This is a genomic window from Actinocatenispora thailandica, from assembly GCF_016865425.1.
Lineage (GTDB): Bacteria > Actinomycetota > Actinomycetes > Mycobacteriales > Micromonosporaceae > Actinocatenispora > Actinocatenispora thailandica.
Map to the genome: position 1 here is coordinate 295,205 of NZ_AP023355.1, position 26,274 is coordinate 321,478.

Below are 26,274 nucleotides of genomic sequence, written 5' to 3' on the forward strand. Positions count from 1 at the left end.
GTCTCCGCTCTAGCTGAGGTCGCGAATGCGTCTCATGAGCATCCGTTGCGTCGTCGGCTTGTCGGTTCCGGACGCCATCAGCTTATTGCAGACGTATCCGTAGACTTCGATGTCCTCGGGCTGGTCGATGTACACCGAGTCCGTCAGCCACTCGACGTAAGCGAATGTGGCCGCGAGGTCGATCATGCGGAACATCGCGAAGGAGGTGCCGAGAGCCGCATGACCACCCGCCTCGTACGGGATGAGCTGGATGCAGACGTTCTCTTGCTTGTTCAGCGTGTGTAGATGCAGCAACTGTTCGCGAATCACGTCGGCACCACCCACCGCGCGATGCAAGACGGCTTCGCCGAGCATGATCCAGATCTTGAACGAGGGGTCGTTCACGCGCTCCTGTCGACCCAGCCGAGTCGCGACGGCGTCGTCGACTGAGCCTGGCGGAACTGTTTTGGGAGATGTTCGGAGCAGCGCGTGTGCGTAATCCTCCGTCTGCAGCAGACCGGGAACAAGCTCCCCGTTGTAGATCTTGACTTCGTCGGCGACGGCTTCGAGGGCGATGTAGGTCTCCGCCCAGTCGGGGACGTCGAGTCTGAAACCGCGGCGCCGGGCCTCGTCGCCCAGGGCGCGCAGCCGTTCCGCGTGGTCGTCCGGCGTCTCGTACAGCTTGAGCAGCACGTCGACCTCGGCGGCCTTGAGGCTCGCGGCGCCGCGTTCGAACCGGGAGAGCCGGGATGGATTGACGCGCAACGCTTTCGCCGCGTCCTTCGACTGGAGTCCGGCGGCCTCCCGCAACCGTCGCATCTGGAGACCGAACCGGATCCGCATGACCCGACGTTGAACGCCTTCCGACGTCACGACCGACATCCCCTCAGATGGTCTACCGCTAATAGGCAATTGCCGTTAAGCTACCATCCGTCCAACAGATGACGGATCGTAGCGGTGTCGGTTCTATTGGTACCGCGCAAGTCGGGAGGGGTCGGGCAATGGCGCTGCGGTTCGGGTACACGTTGATGCGGGTGCGGCCGGCGGACGACGGAACGCACTACGACGACGTCGCGGTCGAGGAGTTCAGCGTGGACAGCGACGACGAGCTGCGCGAACGCAAGCTCGCACTGCACGACTGGGCGACCGCGCGGCTCGCCGACCTGCGCCCCGAGCTGTCGCTGTTCTACGCGGTCTACAGCACCCTGGACGAGGACGGCAACACCGGCTGGCCGTTCGGTACCGAGCACATCGTCTGGGACGAGACCCACGAGGTCGTCCCGTCCCGCTGGGAACTTCAGCGCAGGGGCACGAGCAGCCACCAGGACGTTCTTCCGCCGACCTCGGCCGAGCCGGTCGCCGCGATCGGGTGATCGATCGCGACCGCCGCCGACCGGCCCGATCGGCCTTCTGCCGGAACGGATCGGTCTAGTGTCGATGGCGCGAGGGGAGTGATCACGGTGGCGACGGTGCGGTACCTGGTGGACGACGTCGACGCGGCGATCGCCTTCTACTGCGGGTGGCTCGGCTTCCGCGAGGTGATGCATCCGGCGCCGCCGTTCGCGATGCTGATCCGCGGCGATCTGCGCTTCCTGCTCGTCGCACCGGTCACCACGGACCAGGCGGGCGGCGGCTCGCGCCCGATGGCCGACGGCACGGTCCAGACGCCGGGCGGCTGGAACCGCATCGTGCTGGAGGTCGACGACCTGGATGCGGAAGTCGCCCGGCTGCGAGCCGCCAGCGTACCGTTCCGGGCCGGCCCGGTTACCGGCATCGGCGGCCGGCAGGCGCTCGTCCAGGACCCCGCCGGCAACCTCGTCGAACTCTTCCAGCCCAGCATCCCCGAAGCCCACGAGTCCGCGGCCGGACGCTGAGCGCCGGCGCCGGCAGGCGGTGCGCGGGCCGGGCGTACCGGGGTCAGGTCAGGGTGTGGCGCAGGGCGGTGACGCGGTCTGCGGCGGCGACGAACGTGTCGTGGTCGAGGGTGCCGTCGTCCAGCGCGGCGCTCAACGCGTCGGCGGCTGAGTCGCCGGCATTCTCGCTGGTGCACAGGATGAGATCCATCCCGGCGCCGGCCGCCAACACCGAACGGTTGCCGACGGAACCGTACGACGACAGGGCTCCGGCGCCGATCGAGTCGGTGACGGTGACGCCGCCGAAGCCGAGCCGGCCGCGCAGCTCGCCGCCGACGATCGTGCTGGACAGCCCGGCCGGGCGGGACGCGTCCAGGCTCGGATAGACCGCCCAGGAACACATCACCAGCTTGACGCCGGCGGAGAGCGACGCCGCGTACGCCGCTTCGTCCACCGACCGCAGCGTGCTGGCCGAGACGTTCAGCGTGACCGGCCTGCTGTCGGTGTTCTGCCGGGAGGTCGCCGCGCCGAGGCCCGGGAAGTGCTTGGCGGTCGCAGCCACCCCGGTCGCCTGCTGGGCACCGACGAACGCGCCGCCGCAGTCGTCGCAGACGCCGGCGTCCATGCTGTACGACCGGCCGTACTCGTCCAGGAAGTCGCCGGCCGACCGGTACACGCCGAGCACCGGGGCCAGGTTGAGGTTCATCCCGACGCCGGCCAGGTTGCGCCCGGCGCCGGTACCCGCGTCGCGCGCCGCGCCGGTCGGGTCGCTGGACGCCCCGATCTGCTTCTCCGACTCGTTCGGCGCGCCGGGCAGCCGGCGGACCTGACCGCCCTCCTGGTCGGTGAGCAGCAGCAGCGGGGCGTCGATCGGGCTCTCGGCCGCGGCGTCGCGCAGCCGGCTGATCACCGACGCGATCTGGGACTCGGAGGAGATGTTGCCGCCGAAGAAGAGCACCCCGGCGGTACCGCCGGAGCTGATCGTGGCCAGCAGCGAGTCGGGCGGGGTGAGCCCGGAGTACGAGTGGATGACGCGCTGGCCGGCGAGGACCTGGGAGCTGGCGGCCCGTGCCGGCCGGGACCTGGACAGTAGTACCGGGCCGGCGGCGGCCAGCCCCGCGGCGGTGAGCAGCGAACGTCGGGTGACGGACATGGCGGCCTCCTCGGTACGGAATGCGCGTTGCAGTCGAAATCTACCGATGTAGGCCGCTGAATTGAAGCTTTTCATCGCATTCGTAGTGATTCGCCTGGCCGGTCGGAGGCGCCATGGCCGCAGCCGAGGGCCGGCACGGCGAGCGAGCGCAGACCGAGCCGGTCGGTCGTGGTGACCAGGTCGGTCAGGCCCGCCTCGATGTCGGACAGTCGGGACACCGAGCGCCAGTGCCGTTTGGTCGGAAAGTTGATCACGTACCGCGGGCCGGTGCCGGCGCCGATCGCCCACACGTGCATCCGGCCCACCGCGAGCCGGCCTTCCTGCGCGGCCTGCCGGTAGTCGCGGTACATCTCCGGGAACGCCTGCCGGAAAGCGAGTGCCAGGCCCTTGCCCATGACGCCGACCGTGTTGACGGGGTTGACCAGCGCCTCGACGTCCGCGGTCAACAGGTCGCCGCGCGCCACGGTGATCGTCATGCGCCCGTCGTACCAGCCGGGTCCGACATCCCGGCCGCTCCAGTTCGGACGTCGGTCCGTGGGCGCGGTCGGTCAGCCGGCGTTGTGGGTCTTGGCGTAGGTGGCGAGCCAGGAGACCTGGTCGGGGTCGAGCGAGGGGCGGACCCGGTCCCGGGCGGCGGCCACGTTGGCGGCGGTGACCTCGGTGGCGGTCAGCGACTCGCGCATCGCGGCGAGCGCCGCCTCCCGTACCAGGGCGGCACAGTCGGCGGAGGAGAAGCCGTCCAGGTCGGCGGCGAGTGACGGCAGGTCGACGTCGGGCGCCAGCGGTACCTTCCGGGCGGCGGAGGCGAGGATCGCGGCACGGGCCTCGGTGTCCGGCGGCGGCACGTACACCAGCCGTTCCAGCCGGCCGGGCCGCAGCAGCGCCGGGTCGACCAGGTCGGGGCGGTTGGTGGCGCCGACGATCACGACGTTGCGCAGCGACTCGACCCCGTCCAGCTCGGTGAGCAGCGAGGCGACCACCCGGTCGGTGGTACCGCCGTCGGTGGCCTGGCCGCGGACCGGCGCCAGTGCGTCGATCTCGTCCAGGAACACCAGCGACGGGGACGCGTCGCGGGCCCGGCGGAACAGCTCGCGCACCGCGCGTTCGGAGTCGCCGACCCACTTGGACAGCAGTTCGGCGCCCTTGACCGACAGTACGTTCGCCTTGCCCTGGCCGGCGATCGCGCGCACCAGGAACGTCTTGCCGCAGCCGGGTGGGCCGTAGAGCAGCACGCCGCGCGGCGGGTCGATGCCCAGCCGGTCGAAGGTGTCCGGGTAGGTGAGCGGCCACAGTACGGCCTCGGTCAGGGTCTGTTTGACCTCCGTCATGTCCCCGACGTCGTCCAGCGTCACCCCGGAAACGTCCACAGTGGACTCCGTCATCGCGGTCGGCCGGACCACCTCCAGCGCCGCGTCGAAGTCGGCCGCGGCGATGGCCGGCTCGGCCGGCGACTCGGTGTCGGTACGCCCGGCGGCGGTCGCTTCGGCGTTCCGGTGCCGGACCGCGGCGCGCACCCCGGCCTCCCGGACCAGCGCGAGCAGGTCGGCCGCGACGAACCCGGGGGTACGGGCGACCACGTCGTCGAGCCGCACGTCCTCGGCGAGCTTGACCTCGCGGGTCAGCACGGCGAGCAGCTCGCGCCGCTCCGGCGCGTCCGGCAGCGGTACTGCGATCTCGTGCCCGAGCAGTTCGGGGCCGCGCAGTTGCGGGTCCACGTCCTCGGGTCGGCTGGTGGTGCACACGACCGCGACGCCGGCGTCCAGCGCGGCCCGCACGGTACGGCGGAACACGGTGCCGAGCGGGCCGGGCGCCTCGCGCGGCGCGAGCGCGTCCACGTCGGACACCAGCAGGACGGCGGGGGCGGCGTCGCGGGCGCGTACCACGGCGTCGGCGAGGCGGGCCGCGGCCGGGTCGTTGGCGAGTGCGGCGACCTCCGGCGCCCAGACGGTGACCACGGTGGCCGCCACCTCGTCGGCGACCGCCCGGACCAGGGTGGACTTGCCGGAACCGGCCTGGCCGGTGACGAGCACCCCGAGGCTTGCCGTGGTGCCCAGCTTGGCCAGGATCTCGCCGTGGTGGAAGCCGAGGTCGAGCAGTTCGGTCAGCTCCTGCGCCTGGGGCCGCAGCCCGGCCAGGTCGGCCACCTCGACCGGCTCCTGGTCCACCGTCGCTGCGCTGTCCACTGTGGATTGATGGGTCGGCGCCGGGGTCGCGCTGGACCGGGTCGCCGGCCCGTCCTGCCAGCGCACCACGGTGTCCATGGTGACCACGCCGGGGCCGGTCGAGCCGGTGTCGGTCACCGTCAGCAGCAGCGACACCCAGCCCATCCCGAGGCTGTTGGACAGGCTCCGCTTGGTCGCCTCGACCGGCGGGGTCACCGCCCCGGCGGCCACCCACTGCCGGGCCGTCCGGCCGCCCGCGGCCGGCGCCACGTCCTGCGGCAGCAGCGACACGTTGTCACCCGCGGTGACCACCTTGCCGAGCAGGGCCAGCCGCAGCATCTCCGGCGACAGCAGGGCGACCGTCTGCGCCGGGCCCGCCACCTGCACCGTGCGGGCGGCGGTGACGGGGGCGGGAGCCACCGTGACTTCGGCGCCGTCCCGTACCCCGAGGTTGCCGAGAGTGAGATCGTCGGCGTACAGCAGGGCGCGGCTGGCGTCCGGCTCGGCCGGCAGCGCGAGCCCGGCCGAGGCGCGCCGGCCGGTCAGCAGCACCGGCGCGCCGGCGGACAGCCCGAGCGCGGCGAGCACCTCCGGATGCAGCCGGACGATGCCGCGCCGGCCGTCCAGCGCGGCCGGCCGCAGGCTCGCGGTCAGGGTCAGGGAGCTGGTCGCTCTGGTCACGCGGCGAGCCTATCCGCATCCCGCGACCGGTCGTCCAGACGCGGCGTGGACCGGTGCGGCCCCGCCGGTGCGTTCGGTCGACGATCTCACCCCCGCATCTCGATGACGGGTAGCCCCTGCTGGCCGTCCTTTGCTCTGCGCATTCCTGTGCACCAGCGATGGCACGCTCAGGTGCGCAGAGCAAAGGGCCGGCCGCACGGGTGGGTGCGACCGCGAAGGACAGCGGGCCGTGCCATGCGGACAGCGAGCCGTTCGCGAGGACAGCGGGCCGGCCATGCGGGCGGCGAGCCGGCCGCGAAGAACAGCGGGCCGGTTGCCGGGACGAAGGCCGGCGGCACCCGCAGCGGTCTGTCCGCCTGGTGGCCGGCTGACCGAAGCGCAAAGTATGTGCCGGTCGTTGGCTGAGGCGGCGCTGTGGAACGGGACCGACGCGATCATGCCGCCGCGTACCGTTGCCCCATGCCGCGCCTGCTGCCCCACCGGACCCGCGACCGGGTCGTCGCAGCGATCGTCGTCCTCGCGCTGGCCGCCGGCCTGACGGTGTTCTTCGTGGTCCGCGCGCTGCCCGGCTACCGGGTCCAGAACCAGCTGATCACGGTGCGCACCGGGCCGCACGGCGACCAACCGGTCCGCCTGGACACCTCGCTCTACCTGCCCGACTCCGGCACCCCAGCCCCGGCGGTACTGCTCGCGCACGGTCTCGGCGGCACCAAGGCCAGCGTCGCCGGAGACGCGAAGGACCTGGCCCGGCTCGGTTACGTGGTGCTCACCTGGAGCGCGCAGGGGTTCGGCCGTTCCGGCGGCGACATCCACCTGGACAGCCCGGACTGGGAGGTCACCGACGCGCGCCGGCTGGTCGACTGGCTCGGCCACCGGCCCGAGGTCCGCTCCGACGGCCCGGACGATCCGCGGGTCGCGGCCGTCGGCGGGTCGTACGGCGGGGCGCTGACGCTGCTGCTCGCGGCCGCGGACCGGCGGGTCGATGCGATCGTCCCGCAGATCACCTGGCACGACCTGGCGACCTCGCTGTTCCCCGAGTCGACCGGTCGCCCGGCCACCGACGGCGTGCTCAAGCAGGCCTGGCTCGGCTACCTGTTCGGCGCCGGCCTGCACGCCGGCCCGCCGCGCCGGAACGACGGCGGCCCGGCCGCACCCGACCCGAACGCGGTCGGCTGCGGTCGGTGGGCGCCCGAGGTGTGCCGGATGTACCGGCAGGTCCTCGCCGACGGCAAGCCCGACGCGGCGGCCGTCGCGTTGCTGCGCCGGTCCTCGCCGGCCTCGGTACTCGACCGGATCCACGCGCCGACGCTGCTCGTGCAGGGGTTGTCCGACACGCTGTTTCCGCTGTCCGAGGCGGACGCGAACGCGCGCGGTATCACGCACGCGCCGGTCCGGGTGGTGTGGTTCTCCGGCGGCCACGACGGTGGTGCCGGCTCGGCGGCCGACCACGACCGGGTCCGCCAGCTCACCGCGGACTGGCTGGATCGCTACCTGCGCGGCGGCAGCGGGCACGCGTCGGACTCGTTCACCTTCAGCCGGATCGTCGGGTACGACCGGTCCGCCGGCGCGGTGCGCACCACCGCGATGTCCGCGCCGCACTATCCGGGGCTGCGCCGGCCCGGCGCGCACGTCGCCCTGCGCGGCCCGGCGCAGCCGGTGGCGAGCCCGCCGAACGGCACCCCGGCCGCCACCTCCACCGTCCCCGGTGTCGGCATCGCCGGTGTCGCCCCGGCCACCGAGATCCCCGGCCAGACCGCGGCGTTCACCTCGGCCGCGGTGTCGGCGCCGGTCGACCTGACCGGTGCCGCCCGGGTACCGATCCGCATCGGCGCCGCGCATCCCGGTGGCGTGCTGTTCGCCAAGCTGTACGACGTCGCGCCGGACGGTGCGCAGAGCCTCGTCGCCGGCCAGGCCGCCCCGATCCGGGTGACGGGTCGCGGCTCGGTGACCGTGACACTGCCCGGCATGGTGCACCGGTTCGCCACCGGCCACCGGATCCGGTTGGTGGTCGACACCGCCGACCGGGCGTACGCGGGCCCGCGCGAGCCGGCGACCTACACCGTGGCGGTGGCCGGCGCGCTGCAGCTGCCCGCCGTCGCCGCCACCCCGCTCACCGATCCTGCGGGCATCTGGTACTGGCTGCTCGCCGCCGCGGTCGTGCTCGCCGTGCTGGTGATCGCGGTGGCGCTGCTGATCGCCCGGGCCCGCCGGCGCGGCCGGCAGCGGGCGGTGGTCGCGGAACTCGCCGACACCCCGCTCGCGGTGCGCGGGCTGCGCAAGACGTACAAGGACGGGTTCGTCGCGGTCCGCGGGACCAGCTTCACGGTCGAGCCGGGGCAGGTCGTCGGCCTGCTCGGGCCGAACGGTGCCGGCAAGACCACCACGCTGCGGATGGTGCTCGGACTGATCCGGCCGACCGCCGGCGAGGCGCTGCTGTTCGGCCACCGGGCCGGCCCGGGTGCGCCGGTGCTGTCCCGGATCGGCGCTCTCGTCGAAGGTCCCGGCTTCCTACCGCACCTGTCCGGCCTGGACAACCTGACCCTGTACTGGAAGGCGACCGGCCGCCCGCTCGACGACGCCCGGGTGGCCGAGGTGCTGGACATCGCCGACCTCGGCGACGCGATCCACCGCCGGGTCCGCGCGTACAGCCACGGGATGCGGCAGCGGCTGGCCATCGCGCAGGCCATGCTCGGCCTGCCCGACCTGCTGATCCTGGACGAGCCGACCGACGGACTGGACCCGCCGCAGATCGCCGAGATGCGCCGGGTGCTGCAGCGCTACGCCACCGACGGCCGCGCGGTGCTGGTCTCCAGCCACCTGCTCGCCGAGGTCGAGCAGACCTGCACCCACGTGGTCGTGATGCGCCGCGGCGAGTTGGTGGCGGCCGGCCCGGTTGCCGAGATCATCGGCGACTCGCCCAGCGTGCTGGTCGGCGTCACCGACCCGGACGCGGCCGAGCCGCTGCTCAGCTCGGTACCGGGGGTGTCGACGGTGGCGCGCGCCGAGGGCGGCCTGCTGGTCGAGCTGGCCGACGGTACGCCCCGGCACCGGCTGGTCGACGCGCTGGTCGGCGGCGGCGTGGCGGTCGACCGGGTGGTACCGCGGCGCCGGCTGGAGGATGCCTTCCTGGCCCTGCTCGATCGGGGTGAGTCATGACGATGTCCACTGTGGACAGGCTGGCGGGGGGCCGCCGGAATCGGGGTGCCGGATGACCGCGTCCACCGTGGACGGCCGGGCGGCCGGGTACCGGCCGGCCCGCACGCTGTCGGTCGGGACCGAGATCCGTCGGCAGCTGACCCGTCGGCGCACCCAGCTGGTGTTCGCCTTCCTGGTCGCGCTGCCGGTGATCCTGTTCCTCGCGTTCCGGTTCGGCACCGACGGCAATGGCGGTTCGGCGCAGAACCAGAGCGACGCGTTCGTCACCGTGGCGAAGTCCGGGGCGGCGAACTTCACCGTCTTCACCCTGTTCGTCTCGGCGTCGTTTCTGCTCGTCGTGATCGTCGCGCTGTTCTGCGGGGACACCGTGGCGAGCGAGGCGAGTGCCGGTTCGCTGCGCTACCTGCTCGCCGCGCCGGTGCCGCGGCGCCGGCTGCTCGGCGTCAAGTACGCGGTGGGACTGCTGTCCTCGGCGGCGGCGCTGGTGGTGCTGACCGGCGTCACCCTGGCCGTGGGCGCGGCGGCGTTCGGCTGGCATCCGCTGGTGACGATGACCGGCGACACCATCGCGCCCGGCCCGGCGCTGGGCCGGATCGCCGGGGTGGTCGGCTATCTGGCGATCGTGCTGCTGGTGCCGGCGGCGCTGGCGTTCCTGCTGTCGGTCTGCACCGACAACGCGCTGGGCGCGGTCGGCGGCGCGGTGCTGCTGGTCATCGTGTCCAGCATCCTGGACCAGGTGACGGCGCTGGGCGGGCTGCGCGCGCTGCTGCCGACGCACTACCAGGATGCCTACACCGGGTTGCTGGCAGACCCGGTGCGTTGGGACCTGATGGCCCGCGGCGCCTTCTCCGCACTGATCTACGCGGGTGGTTTCACCGCCCTCGCCTGGTGGCGGTTCCTGCGCAAGGACGTCACGTCCTGACCGCCGGACGGCCGGTCAGCCGAGGTCGAAGCGGGACGGCCGGTCAGTCGAAGTCGAAGATGGAGTGCTTGTCGTAGAAGTGCAGGATGTAGCGGCACCGGGTGCAGATCTTGAGCACCATCTTGTGCGAGGTCACGCCCCATTTGCTGTCCAGCCGGCCGGCCTCGGTCTGGAACTCCCGGTTTCCGCACAGCGGGCAGGTGAGCGCGGCAGGCTGCGAAGGCATCGTCATGCCCCCAGTGTGGCGAACCGCCGCCACCGCGGGGCCGCCTTGCCGCCGGTCCCGGTGCTCAGGGGGTGCGGGCGGTGGCGAGGACGGCGCCGAGCAGGCCGGGGTAGCGGCGCTCCAGTTCGTCGCGCCGGAGCGAGACGTACCGGCTGGTCCCTTCGATCCTGGTGTGCGTGACCCCTGCCTCGCGGAGCACCTTGAGGTGGTGCGACCGGGTGGCCTTGGCCAGCCCGAGGTCGAACGTGCCGCAGCATCGTTCACCGTCGCGGTCGAGTTCGCGCACGATCTCCAGCCGGGCTTCGTCGCCCAGCGCGGACAGGATCGTGGTCACCGGTACGGCGGCCACGTCCGGCTCGTAGAGCTCCATGTGGCAAGGGTAACGCATGTTCGACAAACGTCGAACATGCGCCTAGGGTGAGCCGAGTCAAAGGTTCGAGATTCGTCGAACAAGGGAAGCTCGCTCATGTCCAGGTCCAGCTCGTACGGCCTGCCGCTGTTCTCCGTCGCCATCTGGGGCGGCATGTTCATCGTGATGGCCGGCGCCCTCCGGCACGTCGACGCGTACCACCTCACCGCCGCGCGCTACCTGATCGCCGCCGCCGTCCTGTCCGCGCTGCTCGCCGCCACCGCCGGCCGGCGCGCGTTCCGCACCGACGGGCGGTTCGCCGAGATCGCGGTACTCGGCGTGGTCGGCATCGCCGGCTTCAACCTGCTCGTCAACATCGCGCTCGGCTACACCGCGCCGCAGAACGGCGCCCTGATGGTCGCGCTCACCCCGCTGCTGACCGTGCTGGTCCGCTGGGTACGCGACCGGGTCCGGCCGACCCTGCCGACCATCGCACTGATGCTCGTCGCGCTGGCCGGCGTCGGCCTGGTCATCACGCACGGTCACCCGACCGACCTCGGTGCGATCGGCAGCGGCGACGCGATGGCGTTCCTCGGCGTCGTCGGCTGGGCCGTGTACACGCACGGCGCCGGCCGGTTCGCCGGCTGGGGCGCGCTGCGGTTCGGTGCCCTCACCCAGATCGTCGGCGCCGCCGCGACCGTGCTGGTGGCCGTCGCCGTCGACCTGGCCGGCATCGGTCACCTGCCGGGCATCGCTGCGCTCGGCGCCGACGCCTGGCAGCTCGGGTACATCTCGATCGCCTCGTCGGTGCTCGCGGTACTGGCCTGGAACGTGGCGATCCGCCGGCTCGGCGCACCCAACGCGGCGCTGTTCATGAACCTGGTACCGGTCATCACGTTCGGCATCCAGATCGCCCGCGGGTACCGGCCGGTGCCGGCCGAGATCGTCGGGGCCGCGCTGACCGTCGCCGCCCTGGTCGCGACGAACGTACTGGCCCGCCGCGCCGCGGCCCGCGCCACCACCGGCGTCCGCGCCGCGGTGCCGGCCGACCCGCCGCGCGGGACCGCTGCCCGCCCGGAGTCCGCCGACCGTCCGGTGTCCGCCGCTCGCCCGGTGTCCGCCGACCGTCCGGCTGGCGGCGCCGGCGCCGGGCGGATCCAGCCCAGGCCCGGCGGGGCCCCGGCCACGCCGGCGCCCGCCGGTACGGCCCGACGTGTCCTGACCGGACCGGAGTGGGCGTCGGCCGAGGTGCTGTCGGGCCGGTGACCGCGTCGGCCTTCTGCCGGTGCCGCCGAGGGGTGCGGCACCGGCAGAAGGCATGGTCGATCTCACGTCCACGCAGTGGGACCACGGGCCGGGAGGTCGCCGCGCCGGTGGGTAAGCTGCGCGTACAACTTCATATGCACCTCATCCAGAGGGGCTGAGGGACCGGCCCGATGACGCCCCGGCAACCACCGCAGCTCGCGCTCGACGCGAGCCGGCAGGTGCCAACTCCGGCCTGCGACCGTCACCGGCGTGGGAAAGATGAGCGAAAGGCTTCGCATGAGCGTGATCGCAGCTTCCTCCGGCATCGCCGCCAACCCGGCCCGCGCGCTGGTCTGCCGCAACTGCGGCGCCGAATACCCGCTGATCGCGCAGAACGCCTGTTACGAGTGTTTCGCGCCGGTCGAGGTCGGCTACGACCAGGCGGCGCTGCGCGCGGTCACCCGCGCCGACATCGAGGCCGGCCCGCACAACATCTGGCGGTACGCGCCGCTGCTGCCCGCCGGGCAGGACCCGGCCAGCCGGGTCACCGTCAACCCCGGCATGACCCCGCTGATCAAGGCGGACGCGCTGGCCGCCGAGCTGGGCCTGAAGACGCTGTGGGTCAAGGACGACTCGGCCAACCCGACGCACTCGTTCAAGGACCGCGTCGTCTCGGTGGCGCTGACCGCCGCGAAGGGGCTCGGCTTCAGCCGGTTCGCCTGCGCCTCCACCGGCAACCTGGCCAACTCCGTCGCCGCGCACGGCGCCCGGGCGGGCGTGCCGAGCATCGTGTTCATCCCGTACGACCTGGAGCAGAACAAGGTCGTCACGAGCGCCGTCTACCAGGGGCAGGTCGTCGCCATCGAGGGCTCGTACGACGACGTCAACCGGCTGTGCCAGGAACTCACCGAGACCGACGAGTTCGAGGAGACGGCGTTCGTCAACGTCAACGTCCGGCCGTACTACGCGGAGGGCTCCAAGACCCTCGGGTACGAGGTGGCCGAGCAGCTCGGCTGGCGGCTGCCGCAGCAGGTCGTCATCCCGATGGCGTCCGGCGAGCTGCTCACCAAGATCGACAAGGCGTTCACCGAACTGGTCGAAATCGGCCTGGTCGACGACACCCCGTGGCGGGTGTTCGGCGCCCAGTCCGCCGGCTGCAACCCGATCGCCACCGCGCTGCACGCCGGTACCGACCAGATCACCCCGGTCAAGCCGACCGGCATCGCCAAGTCGCTGAACATCGGCGACCCGGCCGCCGGGCCGTACGCGCTGGAGGCGGTGCGGCGCACCGGCGGCTGGATGGACTACGTCACCGACGACGAGATCCGGGACGGCATCCAGCTGCTCGCCCGGACCACCGGGGTGTTCGCCGAGACGGCGGGCGGGGTGACCGTCGCCGTCCTCAAGAAGCTCGTCGAGGCCGGCAAGCTGGACCGGGACGCCGAAACCGTCGTGTACAACACCGGCGAGGGGCTCAAGACCATCGACGCGGTGTCCGCGCAGGTCGGTCCGACCCACACGGTGCGGCCGTCGCTGAAGGCCGCCCGCGAGGCCGGCCTGCTCGGCTGACCTCCCGGGTCGAGAGCCCGACATTCCGGACGGTTCGGGCACCGCGATCGGCGGGGAACGAGGCGTGTCCACCGGTCATCGTTGCGCAGCGTCACCGCACTTGACGGCAGCGTCGTGAAGGTGGAACATATGCGACGCGGGAGGGCACCACACCTCTTGTCCTGCACGACTCGTCGAGCAGTGACACCCAAATCCTGCGCTTCGGCGCGGTCGACGTGGTGCCCCTCCCGCGCCAATCCGCTCGGCGCCGAAGCGTGCGCGCAGACCGCAGCGCGTTGGGCCTCGCTCAGCGCCCGGGGGCCGAGCCCCCGGATCCCGCGTTCCTCGGCCTTCCCCTTCCTCGGTACCGCACGCTGCACCCTCTCGACGAGCAGCCCCGCGGGCGGGTGACCCGGCCCGACGGTGAGCGTCGTCACCGCGCCGCGAACGGTGCGCGCCGTTCCCGGCAAGTACCGGGTGGAAGCCGGTAGAGGGAAGGGGCGGCGAGTGCGGAAACCAGCGAGAAGTGGTCGACGGCGGAGACTCGGCCAGGGCGTGGTGGTGGCGATGACCGCGCTGGCGGCGGTGGCGGCCGGTGGCACGGCCAGCGCCGACGGCGGCGGTACGAGCGCCGGCGGTGGGTCGCGCGGCGCGGACACCGGCGGTACCCGGTTGGCGGGGCAGCCGGCCGGCGCGGAGGTCGTGCTCGCCACCGGGCAGCGGGTGACCGTCGGGCCCGGTGGCGCCACATCGGCGCGGGACGCCGGGCTGTCCTGGCACACCGGCGCCGACGGTGACCGGTACGCGGTGCCTGCGGCGGCGGGGCAGTACCTGGGACGCCCGCTGGACCGGTCCCTGTTCGACGTGACGGAGCTGGCGAAGCTCGGTGCCGGCCACCGGATCCCGGTACGGATGACGTTCGCCGCCGGCGTGACGCCGAGCGCCCCGCCCGGGGTCACCGTGACGGCGGTCGACGGCGACACCGCCGACGGGTACCTGACCGCCGCCTCGACCCGGACGTTCGGCGCCGCGGTGCGGGCGGCCATCGGCGCCGACGTGCGGGCCGGCCGCCCGGCCGGCAGCGGTGAGCTGGTACCCGGGATGACCGGGATGCGGCTGGCATCGGCTGCGGCGCAGCGGGTTTCCCCGCACTACCAGCAGGCGATCGTGCAGTTCGACGCCACCGACCTGACCGGCGCCGCGGCCACCACCGGGGTGCTGCTGGTCAACACCGACGACGCGCGGCGCACCGACGTGTACGTACCGGTCGTCGACGGCGTCGGCCGGATCGCGGTGCCGGTCGGGCACTACAGCTTCACCGCCCCGTTCCGCGACTTCGACGAGCAGGGTGAGCAGACCGGGCTGCACTACGTCGTCGGTACCGACGTGACGGTCGAGGCGGGCACCACGACGACGGTGCCGGTGGCCGAGGCCGCCGCCACTGCCCGGGTGTCGGTCGCGACGCCGCGGCCGACGGTACCGGCGCAGGCGATGATCCGGCTGGTCCGGCAGGACGCGGCCGGCGTTGGTGTGGAGGACATGCAGGGTGTCGCCGCCGGCGACGCGCTGTACGTGTCGCCGCAACCGGCGGCGCAGGTCGGCCGGCTGCACTACGTGGTGCAGTGGAGCGGGCAGTCGCCGGCGGGCGCCGAGGCGTACCGCTACGACGTGGCGTTCGGGTTCGACCGCATCCCCGCCGACGAGTCGCTGCAGGTGGCGCCGAGCCAGCTCGCGACCATCCACCAGCACTTCTTCGGCGATCCGGCGCAGGCCGACGACACCGGAATGCTGTACAGCGGGGCGTACGACGACATGCTCGCGCACACCCCGACGCTGCTCAACCCGTCGCCGGTGCAGCAGATGCCCGGCGAGGTGACCGACTACGTCGGCACCAGCGACGGCGGTGGCTGGATCCAGGCGATCCAGAACGGCAACAGGCTGCCGTTCTGGGGTCAGCCGCACCGCTACGTCGCCGGCCACGAGTACCACGTCGACTGGGGGCGCGGCCCGCTGGTACCCGGCGTCGGTCGGTACCCGGAGCCGGCCGGCTGCGTGGCCTGCGTCGCCGGCGACACGTTCGACATCGGGTTGCAGGCCGCGGTGGACAGCGACGGGCACGCCACCGGCTACATGCCGCGCGGCGCCACCACCCGCTTCCGCCTGTACCGCAACGGAACGGTCGTCGCGGACCGGCCGATGCCGTACCTGGACGGGCAGCTCACCGCGGATCCGGCGCAGCCGGCCACCTTCCGGATGCGGTACGAGATGGATCAGCGCGCCGTCGGCACGGTCAGCCAGGCGACCAGGTCGGTCACCGACGTGCGGTTCCGGTACTCGCCGGACACGGCGGTCGCGATGCCGGCGCCCGCCAGCTGCCCCGGGCAGACCGTGGACACCCCGTGCCGGGTGCTGCCGGTACTCACCGCGAACTACCGGCTGGCCGTGGATGCGCACAACACCAGCGATCTGGCCACCCAGACGATGCGACTGCGGGTCGGCCACCAGCGGTACGGGAAGTTCGGCAGCAGCGCGCGGATCACCGCGGTCAAGGTGGAACTGTCCACCGACGGCGGCGCCAGCTGGCACCGGGCCCGGGTGTCCGGCGACGACGGCCGGTACCGGGTGTCCTGGACCAACCCGGCGGCTGCGCGCGGCAGCTCGCCGTCGCTGCGGCTGACCGCGACCGACGCGCTCGGCGGCTCGCTGACCCAGACCATCACCGCCGCCTACACGATCGCCGGCTGAGCCGGTCAGGAGGTCAACGATGCGAGTACGAACGGGAGCACTGGTCGCCGCCGTGGCGCTGGCGGTGACCGGGCTGTCCACGGCCGCGCAGGCCACCGCCGCGCCGACCCGCCCGGCGGTACGGGACGTGTGCGGTGACCCGGCACCGGGGAGGTGCGCTGCTTCGCCCAGTTGCGGACCGACGTGCCGCGGCACCCGGCGAGGTCCGGCGGCGGACGGACCGGCGCGGCGCTGCCGGCCGGGTACGGGCCGGCGCAGCTGCGGGACGCGTACCGGTTGCCGGACAGCGGCGGCGCCGACCAGACGGTGGCCATCGTCGATGCGGGTACCGCGCCGAACCTCGCCGCCGACCTGGCCGTCTACCGACAGGCGTACGGCCTGCCGCCGTGCGCGGTCGACGACGGCTGCCTGCGGGTGGTCAACCAGGACGGTGCCGCCGGGCCGCTGCCCGGCGACCAGGGCTGGGGGCCGGAGATCTCGCTCGACGTGGACATGGTGTCCGCGGCCTGCTCGGACTGCCGGATCCTGGTGGTGGCGGCGAACTCCGCGGCGCTGGACGACATGGCCGCGGCGGTGGACACCGCCGCGGCGCTGGGCGCGACCGAGATCTCCAACTCCTACGGCGGCGACGAGTACAGCGCCACGGGGCGGTTGGCCGCGCACTACCGCCATCCGGGCGTCGCGGTCGTCGCGTCCTCGGGCGACAGCGGGTATCGGATTCCGCAGGTACCGGCGGCCTACGACAGCGTGCTGGCGGTCGGCGGCACGGCGCTGTCCACAGTGGATGGTAAGTGGACCGAGTCGGCGTGGTCCGGCGCGGGCAGCGGCTGCTCGGCCTGGACCGCGAAGCCCGCGTGGCAGCACGACCCGTACTGCCCGGGGCGGACCGTCGCCGACCTGGCCGCGGTGGCCGATCCGGCGACCGGCGTCGCGGTGTACGACTCGTCCGACGGGCTCGGCTGGGCGGTCGCCGGCGGTACCAGCGCCGCCGCCCCGCTGGTCGCCGGGGTCATCGCGCTGGCCGGCCATCCCGAGCTGTTCGGTGACGCCAGCTACCTGTACGGGCATGCCGGCGCGCTGCGCGACGTGGTCGGCGGCAGCAACGCCACCGACGAGTTCGACTGCGGTGGCGACTACCTGTGCACCGGGGTCGCCGGGTACGACGGCCCGACAGGGCTGGGCACCCCGAACGGTCTCGGCGCTTTCGGCGGCTGACCAGCGGCGCTGCCCCGGGCCGCTGCGGCGTCCCGGGGCCGCGCGCGGCGTCGCCGGGTGGTGCCGGCCGGGCCGGGCGGCGACCCGGTGCGGAATTCGGTCGCGGGCGGTGACCGTCGCTCGCATCCTGGGTGGATGGAGATTCGCGAGTTCCGGGCCGAGACCGACGTCGACGGCTGGCTCGAGGTCGAGCGGACCGCGGCGGCGGTGGACGCGCCGGGCGTGGTGGCCGGGTGCCGGGCCGAACTGCTCGGCCGGTTGCGGGTACCGGCGGCCGGCACGCGGATGCTCCGGCGGGTCGCGGTTCGCGACGGCCGGATCGACGGCATCCTCGGCATCGGCCTGCCGACGCTCGACAACCTCGACAACGCCGAGGTGGACCTCACCGTGCGGCCGGACGCGCGCCGACGGGGCATCGGGACCGCGCTGTACCAGGAGTTGCGTCGGGTGCTGCGGGCCGAGGGCCGGTCCCGGCTGCTGGCCGAGTCGGTCCGGGCGCTGCCGGACGGGCCGCCGCGGCCCGACGCCGGTACCCCGTTCGCCACGGCGATGGGTGCGGCCCGGGCGCAGACCGAGGCGCGGCGGGTGCTGAACACCACCGGGCTGTCGCTCGACCGGCTGGCCGAACAGGTCGAGGAGTACCGCCGGGCGGCCGGCGCGGACTACACCCTGCTCACCTGGTCCGGTGCGACGCCGGACGATCTCGTCGCCGGCCGGGCCGTACTGAGCAGCAGGTTCATCGGCGAGGTGCCGCTGGGCGACATCGAGTGGGAGCCGGAGAAGATCGACGTCGCCCGGGTGCGCGAGTACGAACGCTCCGGCGCGGCCCGGGGGCACCGCAACTACCACGCGATGGTCCGGCACGAGCCGTCCGGCGAGTTGGTCGCCTGGACCGAACTCGTCGGGTACGGCTGCCGCCGGGACACCATGGACCAGGAGATCACCCTGGTGCTGCCGGAGCACCGGGGGCACCGGCTGGGCCTGCTGACCAAGCTCGCCAACCTGCACCAGGCCATGTCGGACGTGCCGGAACTGACCTCGGTACACACCTGGAACGCGACCGAGAACGCGCACATGATCGCGATCAACGAGCAGCTCGGCTTCCGCATCGTCGACCTCTGGGACGCCTGGCAACAGTCCGTCTGACCCTCCCACCGCCCGTTGATCATGGCGTTGTCCGCAGGGTAAGCGCTTGCCGGCCCGGACCACCCCATGATCAACCCGGACGACCCCATGATCGACAGGGTGCGGGTGGTCGTCGAGGGGGCGGTGCCGGCGGCATGATGGCGGCATGACGGTTACCACCGAAGCCACCGGCAGCCACCCGCTGTTCGCGGCACATCTCAAGACCCTGACCCAGGCGCTGGACACGATCTGGCGGCGCGGTTTCTGGTCCGCCTACCCCGAGTCCCCCAGCCCCCGGGTGTACGGGGAGGCGGCGGCCGGCGAGGGCAGGGCGGCGTTCGAGGCGTACCTCGGCGCCGACTTCCCCCTCGACCAGCCCGGCGACCGGGTGGCCACCGAGTCCAGCCCGTTCGGCCTGCCGCTGGACGTGCGGTACCCGCACACCGACGTGGACACCCTGCTGCGCAACGCCACCGCCGCGCTGCCCGGCTGGCGGGACGCCGGGGTCGAGGCGCGGGTCGGCGTCTGCCTGGAGATCCTCGACCGGCTGCACCAGCACGTGTTCGAGCTGGCGAACGCGGTCCAGTTCACCACCGGCCAGGCGTTCGTGATGGCCTTCCAGGCCGGCGGCGCGAACGCGCTGGACCGCGGCCTGGAGGCGGTCGCCTACTCGTACGCGGCGATGACCCGGCACCCGGCCGGTGCGCACTGGGAGAAGCCGCAGGGCAAGCGGGCGCCCCTGGCCATGGACAAGAAGTACCACGTGATCCCGCGCGGCGTGGCGCTGCTGATCGGCTGCAACACGTTCCCCACCTGGAACGGCTACCCGGGACTGTTCGCGAGCCTCGCCACCGGCAACCCGGTCGTCGTCAAGCCGCACCCCGGCGCGGTGTTGCCGCTCGCGGTCACCGTCCGGTACGCCCGGGAGGTGCTGGCGGAGCAGGGGTTCGACGAGAACCTGGTGCAGCTCGCCGCGGAGGCGCCCGGCGAGTGGATCGCCGCCGAGCTGGCCACCCGGCCCGAGGTGCGCATCGTCGACTTCACCGGCTCGACCGAGTTCGGTGACTGGCTGGAGGCGAACGCGCGGCAGGCGCAGGTCTACACCGAGAAGGCCGGCGTCAACACGATCGTCGTCGACTCCACCGACGACTTCGCCGGGATGTGCGCCAACATCGGCTTCTCGCTGACCCTCTACTCCGGGCAGATGTGCACCACCCCGCAGAACATCTTCCTGCCGGCCGGCGGCATCGACACCGAGCAGGGGCACAAGAGCTTCGACGAGGTCGCCGACGGCATCTCGGCAGCGGTGCGCAAGCTGACCGACGACGACGCCCGCGGTGTGGAGCTGACCGGCGCCATCGTCAACGACGGGGTACGCGACCGGGTGTCGGCCGCGGCGCAGGTCGGCGACGCGGTGCTGGACTCGCGTACCGTCGCGCATCCGGCGCACGCCGACGCGGTGGTGCGCACGCCGCTGATCCGCCGGCTGTCGGTCACCGACGACACCGTGTACGGCAGGGAGTGGTTCGGCCCGATCAGCTTCCTGGTCGCGACCGACGGTACGACCGCCTCGCTCGCCGAGTTCGAGCGCACCGTGGCGCACCGGGGCGCGTTGACCGCGTCGGTCTACTCCACCGACGAGTCGGTGTTGGCCGCGGCCGAGCGGGTCGCCGTGACGGTCGGCGTGCACCTGTCGGAGAACCTGACCGGCGGCGTGTACGTCAACCAGTCCGCGGCGTTCAGCGACTTCCACGCCACCGGCGCGAATCCGGCCGCGAACGCCTGCCTCACCGACGATGCGTACGTCGCGGGGCGGTTCCGCATCGTGCAGTCGCGCCGCCATTCCTGAGGTTTCGCGGCGCGAGAGGCGACCGGATCCGACGGGTTGGCCTGGGCTTTTACCGAGTCCTCATACCACATGAAAGCGAAGAGGCTGTGCAGGGTGGTCCTGCTCGTGTAGCGTTTCGCATCGGCCGTCAGTCTCCGGTCGGGGTTGTGTCGCGTGCACGCTTCCCGCAGGATGTGAGGGTCCCGGAGCCGCAACCGCGGTCCGGAGCAGGTTGAGGTAAGGGAAGTGCACCGTGGCACAGGGCACCGTCAAGTGGTTCAACTCGGAGAAGGGCTACGGCTTCATCGCCGTGGATGGTGGGCAGGACGTGTTCGTCCACTTCTCGGCCATCCAGATGGACGGCTACAAGTCTCTGGACGACGGTCAGCGTGTCGAGTTCGACATCGCCCAGGGACAGAAGGGCCCGCAGGCGGAGAACGTTCGTCTCGCTGCCGGCTGATCACCGGTTCATTCACTCGTCCCTGGAAGGCGTCGGCAGCCGGCCGGCGCCTTCCGGTTGTGCCGGCCGACCCGGTCAGCCGAGGCCGGTGACCGCCTGCACGCCGAGGCTCGTCACCGCGACCAGCACCCACAGGATTCCGCCCAGCAGCAACGGTTTCGGCCCGGCGCGGCGGAAGTCCGCCACGCCGATCCCGGTGCCCACCCCGGCCAGCGCCACCGCGACCAGGAACGTCGCCAGCACGCCCAGCGCGTGATGCGCACCCGCCGGTACCAGGCCGATCGTGTTCGCGCCCGCGGCCACCAGGAACAGCCACAGGAACACCGGTACCAGCCGGAGCAGCCGGGCCCGCGCCGGCTTCCGCACCGCCTCGGCCGGCACGCCGTCGTCCGGCCGCCCGCTCCCCGGCGCCCCGAGCGCGGCGTTGCCCGGCGCGGCGGCGGTGGCGGTCGCCGCGCGACGGCGCCACAGCGCGGAAATCCCGATCACCACCGGCACGATCATCAACGACCGCACCAGCTTCACCACCACCGCATGATCCCCGGCGGCCTGGCTGAACGTGTACCCGGCGGCCACCACGCTGGACGTGTCGTTGACCGCGGTACCGGCCCACAGCCCGAAACCCTGATCGCTGAGCCCGAGCAGGTGACCCAGCGGCGGGAACAGCAGCGCCGCGGCCACGTTGAACACGAAGATGGTGGACACCGCGTACGCGGTCGTCGCCTCGGTCGCCGCGATCACCGGGCTGACCGCGCCGATCGCCGACGCGCCGCAGATCCCCGTCCCGGAGCCGATCAGCGCGCGCAGGTCGTGCGGCACCCGCAGCGCCCGGCCGAACAGCCAGGCGCCGAGCAGGCACACGGTCAGCGTGCCGAGCATGACCGGCAACGATGTCAGCCCCACCTTCGCCACCGCGCCGAGCGACAACCCCAGCCCGAACACCACGACGGCGGCCTGCAGGATCCGTTTGCCGGCGAACGCCGCACCCGGCCGCAGCCGCGGCCACCAGCGGCGCGAGCCGCCCACCGCCCGGACCCCCGCGCCGAGCAGGATCGCCACCACCGGTGCGCCGATCACCGGCGCGACGGTGCCGACCCCGGTGGCGACGACGGCGACGGCGAGGGTGAGCAGCAGTCCGGGGCCGAGCCGGCGCACCGGGCCGGTACCGCTGCCGGTCGATGCCGGGGCGGCGGTGGTCTGAGTGGTCACCCGGTCAGTTTCGGGTGGATCGGGGCAGCCAGCCAGAGGCGGATCCGAGATGGGCACATAGGGTGTGCCTATGAGTCAGGAGTTGGGGCCGGGCGATCTGGCCAGCCTTCGGCTGTTCGTCGACACGGTACGGCTGGGCAGCCTGTCGGCGGCGGCCCGCGCGCAGCGCATCACCCAGCCGTCCGCGAGCGAGGCACTGCGCCGGCTGGAACGCCGACTCGGCGTCGAACTCGTCGTCCGCACCCCGCGCGGCTCCCGGCCGACGCCGGACGGTGCCCGGCTCGCCGAGCACGCCGAACGCGTCCTCGCCGAGCTGGACGGCTTCCTCACCGAGGCCCGGTCGCTGCGCGCCGCCGGCCGCCGGCACGTCCGGATCGCGGCCAGCTACACCAACGCCGAGTACCTGCTGCCGCCGGTCATCGCCCGGTACCGCGCGGTGCGGCCGGAGGTGGTGGTCAGCCTCGCCGTCGCCAACTCGGCGGCGGTGATCGCCCGGGTCGCCGAACGCACCGCCGACCTCGGCTTCGTCGAGGACCCGGCCCCGCATCCGGAGCTCGCCACCCGTACGGTCGCGACCGACGAGCTGGCCGTGGTGGTCGCGCCCGGCCACCCGTGGACCCGCGCCGACGGGCCGCTGCCGGCCGGTGAACTGACCGGCACGCCGCTGCTGCTGCGCGAACCCGACTCGGGCACCCGCGCCACCTACGAGCACGCCGCGCACCGCGCCGGCCGTACCGTGGCCACCCCGCTCGGCGTGATGACCTCCACCGAGGCGCTCAAGACCGCGGTCCGCGCCGGGCTGGGTGCCACCCTGGTCAGCCGGCTCGCGGTCGCCGCCGAACTCGCCGCCGGCGCGCTCGTCGAGGTCCCCGTCGCCGGGCTGGACCTGCGCCGCGAGTTGCGCGCGGTGTGGCGGCCGGCGCACGCGCACGACCTCACCGCCGAGTTCCTCGACACGCTCCGGCCCTGAACCGCGCGGCACCGCACCACCTGCCGCCCTCCCGGCACCGAGCAGGCGGTGCGGCCCCGGCCGATCGGGTGGCCCCGGCGGCTGGACCGATCCTGTTACGGTCCCGGCGTTCACTTCTGTCGACGAGAGGCGTCCGGTGACCGATTCCGATCCCGCCCCGACCGGCCCGGCCGATTCCACCCCGGAACCGGCACCCCCCGGCAAGTCGACGCCGACCAGCGCGTACGCCAGCGGGTGGGGGCCGGGAGCGGCCGACGAGATCCCGTCCGTTCCGCCGGACGCGGCCGCCCGGCCCGGTGCCACCCCGCCGGACGGGGCCGCGCGGCCCGGTGCCACCCCGCCGGACGCGGCCGCGCGGCCCGGTGCCACCCCGGCGGGTGCCGTGCCGCCGGATTCGGCACCGCCGCCGGCGCCACCGGGTGCGGTGCCACCCCCTTCGGGCCGGCACCAGCCGCCGGGTGGGTACGGCCCGCCGCCCGGCGCCCCGCGCGGCGGGTACGGTGCCCCGCCCCGGGTGGCTACCGGGTGCCACCGCAGGCCGGGTACCGGCCGCCGCCGCGGACGCCCGGCGACCCGCTGACCGGTACCCCGGACGAGTCGTTCGCGGGCTGGTTCACCCGTTCCTGGGGCTTCTTCCGGCGCAACTGGCTGCCGGCGTCGCTGATCGCGGGCGGCGCCCTGCTGATCCCGGGCGTGCTGATGCTCGTGCCCGGCGCGCTGCTGTACGCCAGGCTGTTCGAGCTCTCCCGGCTGGCGAACGAGGGCGAGCCGGTTCACCCCGGCGGCACCCTCGTGGTGCTCTACCTCGTGATGCTGCCGCTGGCCCTGCTGCTGCTCTACGCCCAGTCCGCCGCACAGGTGGCCATCATGCGGCTGATCGCGCGGGAGGCGGTCGGCCGGCCCCGCGACATCGCCGCCGACGTCCGGTTCGGCCTGCGCCGAGGCTGGGTGCTGGGACTCTGGCAGCTGCTGGAGATCCCGATCGTGCTGGTCGGCTTCTGCGCCTGCATCATCCCCGGCTACTACCTCCAGCTGGCGATGAGCCAGACGCCGGCGCTGGTGGCGTTCGAGCCCGGCCGGCACGCGCTGCGCCGCTCGTTCCGGCTGATGCACAGCGACTTCTGGCCGTCGGTCGGGCGGATGCTGATCACCGCCATGATCGTCGGGATGTTCGGCGGGGTGATCGGCATGATCGCGGAGATCCCGATGGTGGCGACGATGGCGACGGCGGCCGGTCCGGACGGGACGGTGAACGCCACGTCCGTGCAGCTCGCCCCGTGGCTGTTCGGGGTGTTCTTCGTGCTGGTCCTGGTGGCGTCGGCGCCGGGCGTGGTCGCGCAGTGCGCCGGGGCGCTCGGCACGTACACCGGGTTGCGGGCGAAGGAGCAGGACGCGCCGACCGGCGAGGAACTGGTCGCCGCGATGGAGTGACCGGGGCCTCGTACCGTGCGGTTCGCTTGCACTCGCCCGGGCAGAGTGCTAAACCTTGAGCTGGCACTCGCAGTACGGGAGTGCCAAAGGTCGGGCGGTGAGGCCGGGGGGCCGAGGCACACCAGCTGGGTGTCGCGGTCGTCGGGTCGTCCGTCGCGGGCATCGACCGGCCGAGCGTGTACTTACCCGCGTGCCAGCCCCACCAGGGCCGGCACCTAGGTGTCTGACACACCGGAGGACAACGCCCAAATGGCAAAGATGATCGCGTTCGACGAGGAGGCGCGCCGCGGCCTTGAGCGTGGCATGAACAGCCTCGCCGACGCCGTGAAGGTGACGCTCGGCCCGAAGGGCCGCAACGTCGTTCTGGAGAAGAAGTGGGGCGCCCCCACCATCACCAACGACGGTGTCTCGATCGCCAAGGAGATCGAGCTCGAGGACCCGTGGGAGAAGATCGGGGCCGAGCTGGTCAAGGAGGTCGCGAAGAAGACCGACGACGTTGCCGGTGACGGCACGACGACGGCCACCGTGCTGGCCCAGGCGCTGGTCCGGGAGGGCCTGCGCAACGTGGCCGCGGGCGCGAACCCGATCGCCCTCAAGCGGGGCATCGAGGCCGCCGTGGCCAGCGTGACCGAGCAGCTGGCGCAGCTGTCCAAGGACATCGAGACCAAGGAGCAGATCGCCGCGACCGCGTCGATCTCCGCCGGGGACTCGTCCGTCGGCGAGATCATCGCCGAGGCGATGGACAAGGTCGGCAAGGAAGGCGTCATCACCGTCGAGGAGAGCAACACCTTCGGGCTCGAGCTCGAGCTCACCGAGGGCATGCGCTTCGACAAGGGTTACATCTCGGCCTACTTCGCCACCGACACCGAGCGGATGGAGGCCAGCTTCGACGACCCGTACCTGCTGATCGTCAACTCCAAGATCTCGGCGGTGAAGGACCTGCTGCCGGTGCTGGAGAAGGTCATGCAGTCGGGCAAGCCGCTGGTGATCATCGCCGAGGACCTCGAGGGCGAGGCGCTGGCCACCCTGATCGTCAACAAGGTGCGTGGCACCTTCAAGTCCGCCGCCGTCAAGGCGCCGGGCTTCGGCGACCGCCGCAAGGCGATGCTGGACGACATGGCCATCCTGACCGGCGGCCAGGTCATCAGCGAGGACGTCGGCCTCAAGCTGGAGAACGTCGGCCTGGAGCTGCTGGGCAAGGCCCGCAAGGTCGTCATCACCAAGGACGAGACCACCATCGTCGACGGTGCCGGCGAGGCGGACCGGATCCAGGGCCGGGTCAACCAGATCCGCAACGAGATCGAGGCGTCCGACTCCGACTACGACCGCGAGAAGCTGCAGGAGCGGCTGGCCAAGCTGGCCGGCGGCGTTGCGGTCATCAAGGTCGGCGCGGCCACCGAGGTCGAGCTGAAGGAGCGCAAGCACCGCGTCGAGGACGCCGTGCGCAACGCGAAGGCGGCCGTCGAGGAGGGCATCCTCCCCGGTGGTGGCGTCGCGCTGGTGCAGGCCGGCACCAAGGCCTTCGACAAGCTGGAGCTGAACGCGGACGAGACCACCGGTGCCGCGATCGTGCGGTCCGCGCTGGACGCCCCGCTCAAGCAGATCGCCGTGAACGCCGGCCTCGAGGGCGGCGTCGTGGCGGAGAAGGTCCGCAACCTGGAGGCGGGCCACGGCCTGAACGCGGGCAACGGCGAGTACGTCAACATGCTCGACGCCGGCATCCTGGACCCGACCAAGGTGACGCGTTCCGCGCTGCAGAACGCCGCCTCGATCGCGGCCCTGTTCCTCACCACCGAGGCCGTGGTGGCCGACAAGCCGGAGAAGAACCCGGCCCCGGCCGCTCCGGACGCCGGCGGCATGGACTTCTGAGCCACGCCACCCGGTAACTGAACACGCACCAGACGAGGGGCGGATCCCGAACGGGGTCCGCCCCTTGCCGTGCCCGCGGACTCGTCCGACCCCGGCGAGTTGTGCCGGTTCGATACGGTCATCGGCGGCAGTCGGTGTCATGCCGGCC

21 protein-coding genes and 1 riboswitch are annotated in these 26,274 nt (G+C 72.9%); of the genes, 14 read left to right on the forward strand and 7 right to left on the reverse strand.

Annotated features, from left to right (window positions below):
• Nucleotides 1-9: 9 nt before the first annotated feature.
• The gene (locus Athai_RS01380) at nt 10-861 is read right to left on the reverse strand and encodes a helix-turn-helix domain-containing protein (protein ID WP_203959773.1); all 852 of its coding nucleotides are present in this window, start codon (nt 859-861) and stop codon (nt 10-12) included.
• A gap of 119 nt (nt 862-980) precedes the next feature.
• Between Athai_RS01380 and Athai_RS01385 the strand changes: the two genes are divergently transcribed.
• Together Athai_RS01385 and Athai_RS01390 are read left to right on the forward strand one after the other, a co-directional pair.
• A complete protein-coding gene (locus Athai_RS01385; protein ID WP_203959774.1) occupies nt 981-1,352 on the forward strand; it encodes a hypothetical protein in 372 nt (123 codons plus the stop codon).
• Between the two features lie 96 nt (nt 1,353-1,448).
• Nucleotides 1,449-1,853 (forward strand): VOC family protein, encoded by a 405-nt coding sequence (locus Athai_RS01390; RefSeq protein ID WP_239156644.1) that lies wholly within the window; start codon nt 1,449-1,451, stop codon nt 1,851-1,853.
• Nucleotides 1,854-1,896: 43 nt separating this feature from the next.
• Here the strand turns inward: Athai_RS01390 and Athai_RS01395 are convergent, their stop codons facing one another.
• From Athai_RS01395 to Athai_RS01405, 3 genes are all read right to left on the reverse strand, one after another.
• Nucleotides 1,897-2,985 (reverse strand): glycoside hydrolase family 3 N-terminal domain-containing protein, encoded by a 1,089-nt coding sequence (locus Athai_RS01395; protein WP_203959775.1) that lies wholly within the window; start codon nt 2,983-2,985, stop codon nt 1,897-1,899.
• Nucleotides 2,986-3,056: 71 nt separating this feature from the next.
• On the reverse strand, nt 3,057-3,461 hold the full coding sequence (locus Athai_RS01400) for a macro domain-containing protein (protein WP_203959776.1): 405 nt from the start codon (nt 3,459-3,461) through the stop codon (nt 3,057-3,059).
• Nucleotides 3,462-3,533: 72 nt separating this feature from the next.
• Nucleotides 3,534-5,828 carry an AAA family ATPase gene (locus Athai_RS01405; protein ID WP_239156645.1) on the reverse strand — a complete coding sequence of 765 codons (2,295 nt, stop codon included), beginning with the start codon at nt 5,826-5,828 and terminating at the stop codon, nt 3,534-3,536.
• A gap of 459 nt (nt 5,829-6,287) precedes the next feature.
• Here Athai_RS01405 and Athai_RS01410 point away from each other — a divergent pair, with 459 nt between their 5' ends.
• Together Athai_RS01410 and Athai_RS01415 are read left to right on the forward strand one after the other, a co-directional pair.
• Nucleotides 6,288-8,984: an alpha/beta fold hydrolase gene (locus tag Athai_RS01410; RefSeq protein WP_203959777.1), complete on the forward strand. Its 2,697-nt coding sequence runs from the start codon at nt 6,288-6,290 to the stop codon at nt 8,982-8,984.
• A gap of 52 nt (nt 8,985-9,036) precedes the next feature.
• Nucleotides 9,037-9,906: an ABC transporter permease gene (locus Athai_RS01415; RefSeq protein WP_203959778.1), complete on the forward strand. Its 870-nt coding sequence runs from the start codon at nt 9,037-9,039 to the stop codon at nt 9,904-9,906.
• Between the two features lie 43 nt (nt 9,907-9,949).
• Here the strand turns inward: Athai_RS01415 and Athai_RS01420 are convergent, their stop codons facing one another.
• Both Athai_RS01420 and Athai_RS01425 read right to left on the reverse strand, forming a co-directional pair.
• Complete coding sequence (locus Athai_RS01420) at nt 9,950-10,138, reverse strand: zinc ribbon domain-containing protein (protein ID WP_239156646.1); 189 nt, start codon at nt 10,136-10,138, stop codon at nt 9,950-9,952.
• Between the two features lie 58 nt (nt 10,139-10,196).
• A complete protein-coding gene (locus Athai_RS01425) occupies nt 10,197-10,502 on the reverse strand; it encodes an ArsR/SmtB family transcription factor (protein WP_203959779.1) in 306 nt (101 codons plus the stop codon).
• A gap of 96 nt (nt 10,503-10,598) precedes the next feature.
• Here Athai_RS01425 and Athai_RS01430 point away from each other — a divergent pair, with 96 nt between their 5' ends.
• From Athai_RS01430 to Athai_RS01460, 7 genes are all read left to right on the forward strand, one after another.
• Entirely contained in the window at nt 10,599-11,747 is a 1,149-nt protein-coding gene (locus Athai_RS01430; RefSeq protein ID WP_203959780.1) for a DMT family transporter, read from the forward strand.
• A gap of 138 nt (nt 11,748-11,885) precedes the next feature.
• Nucleotides 11,886-12,012: riboswitch (SAM riboswitch) on the forward strand.
• Nucleotides 12,013-12,023: 11 nt separating this feature from the next.
• On the forward strand, nt 12,024-13,295 hold the full coding sequence (thrC, locus tag Athai_RS01435; protein WP_203959781.1) for a threonine synthase: 1,272 nt from the start codon (nt 12,024-12,026) through the stop codon (nt 13,293-13,295).
• 546 nt (nt 13,296-13,841) lie between these two features.
• Nucleotides 13,842-16,019 (forward strand): hypothetical protein, encoded by a 2,178-nt coding sequence (locus Athai_RS01440; RefSeq protein WP_203959782.1) that lies wholly within the window; start codon nt 13,842-13,844, stop codon nt 16,017-16,019.
• Between the two features lie 153 nt (nt 16,020-16,172).
• Entirely contained in the window at nt 16,173-17,234 is a 1,062-nt protein-coding gene (locus Athai_RS01445) for a S53 family peptidase (protein WP_203959783.1), read from the forward strand.
• A 135-nt stretch (nt 17,235-17,369) separates the two neighbouring features.
• Nucleotides 17,370-18,380: a GNAT family N-acetyltransferase gene (locus tag Athai_RS01450; RefSeq protein WP_203959784.1), complete on the forward strand. Its 1,011-nt coding sequence runs from the start codon at nt 17,370-17,372 to the stop codon at nt 18,378-18,380.
• 145 nt (nt 18,381-18,525) lie between these two features.
• Entirely contained in the window at nt 18,526-20,208 is a 1,683-nt protein-coding gene (gene paaN / locus Athai_RS01455) for a phenylacetic acid degradation protein PaaN (protein ID WP_203959785.1), read from the forward strand.
• A 232-nt stretch (nt 20,209-20,440) separates the two neighbouring features.
• The gene (locus Athai_RS01460) at nt 20,441-20,647 is read left to right on the forward strand and encodes a cold-shock protein (protein ID WP_030448857.1); all 207 of its coding nucleotides are present in this window, start codon (nt 20,441-20,443) and stop codon (nt 20,645-20,647) included.
• Nucleotides 20,648-20,722: 75 nt separating this feature from the next.
• Here the strand turns inward: Athai_RS01460 and Athai_RS01465 are convergent, their stop codons facing one another.
• Nucleotides 20,723-21,856, reverse strand: a complete 1,134-nt coding sequence (locus Athai_RS01465; protein WP_239156647.1) for a YeiH family protein — start codon at nt 21,854-21,856, stop codon at nt 20,723-20,725.
• Nucleotides 21,857-21,926: 70 nt separating this feature from the next.
• Between Athai_RS01465 and Athai_RS01470 the strand changes: the two genes are divergently transcribed.
• The 3 genes from Athai_RS01470 to groL all read left to right on the forward strand — a co-directional run bounded on the left by Athai_RS01470 (nt 21,927) and on the right by groL (nt 26,126).
• Entirely contained in the window at nt 21,927-22,826 is a 900-nt protein-coding gene (locus tag Athai_RS01470; protein ID WP_203959786.1) for a LysR family transcriptional regulator, read from the forward strand.
• Between the two features lie 525 nt (nt 22,827-23,351).
• Nucleotides 23,352-24,257: a hypothetical protein gene (locus Athai_RS01475; RefSeq protein WP_203959787.1), complete on the forward strand. Its 906-nt coding sequence runs from the start codon at nt 23,352-23,354 to the stop codon at nt 24,255-24,257.
• 249 nt (nt 24,258-24,506) lie between these two features.
• The gene (gene groL, locus Athai_RS01480; protein ID WP_203959788.1) at nt 24,507-26,126 is read left to right on the forward strand and encodes a chaperonin GroEL; all 1,620 of its coding nucleotides are present in this window, start codon (nt 24,507-24,509) and stop codon (nt 26,124-26,126) included.
• The last annotated feature ends 148 nt before the right edge of the window (nt 26,127-26,274 follow it).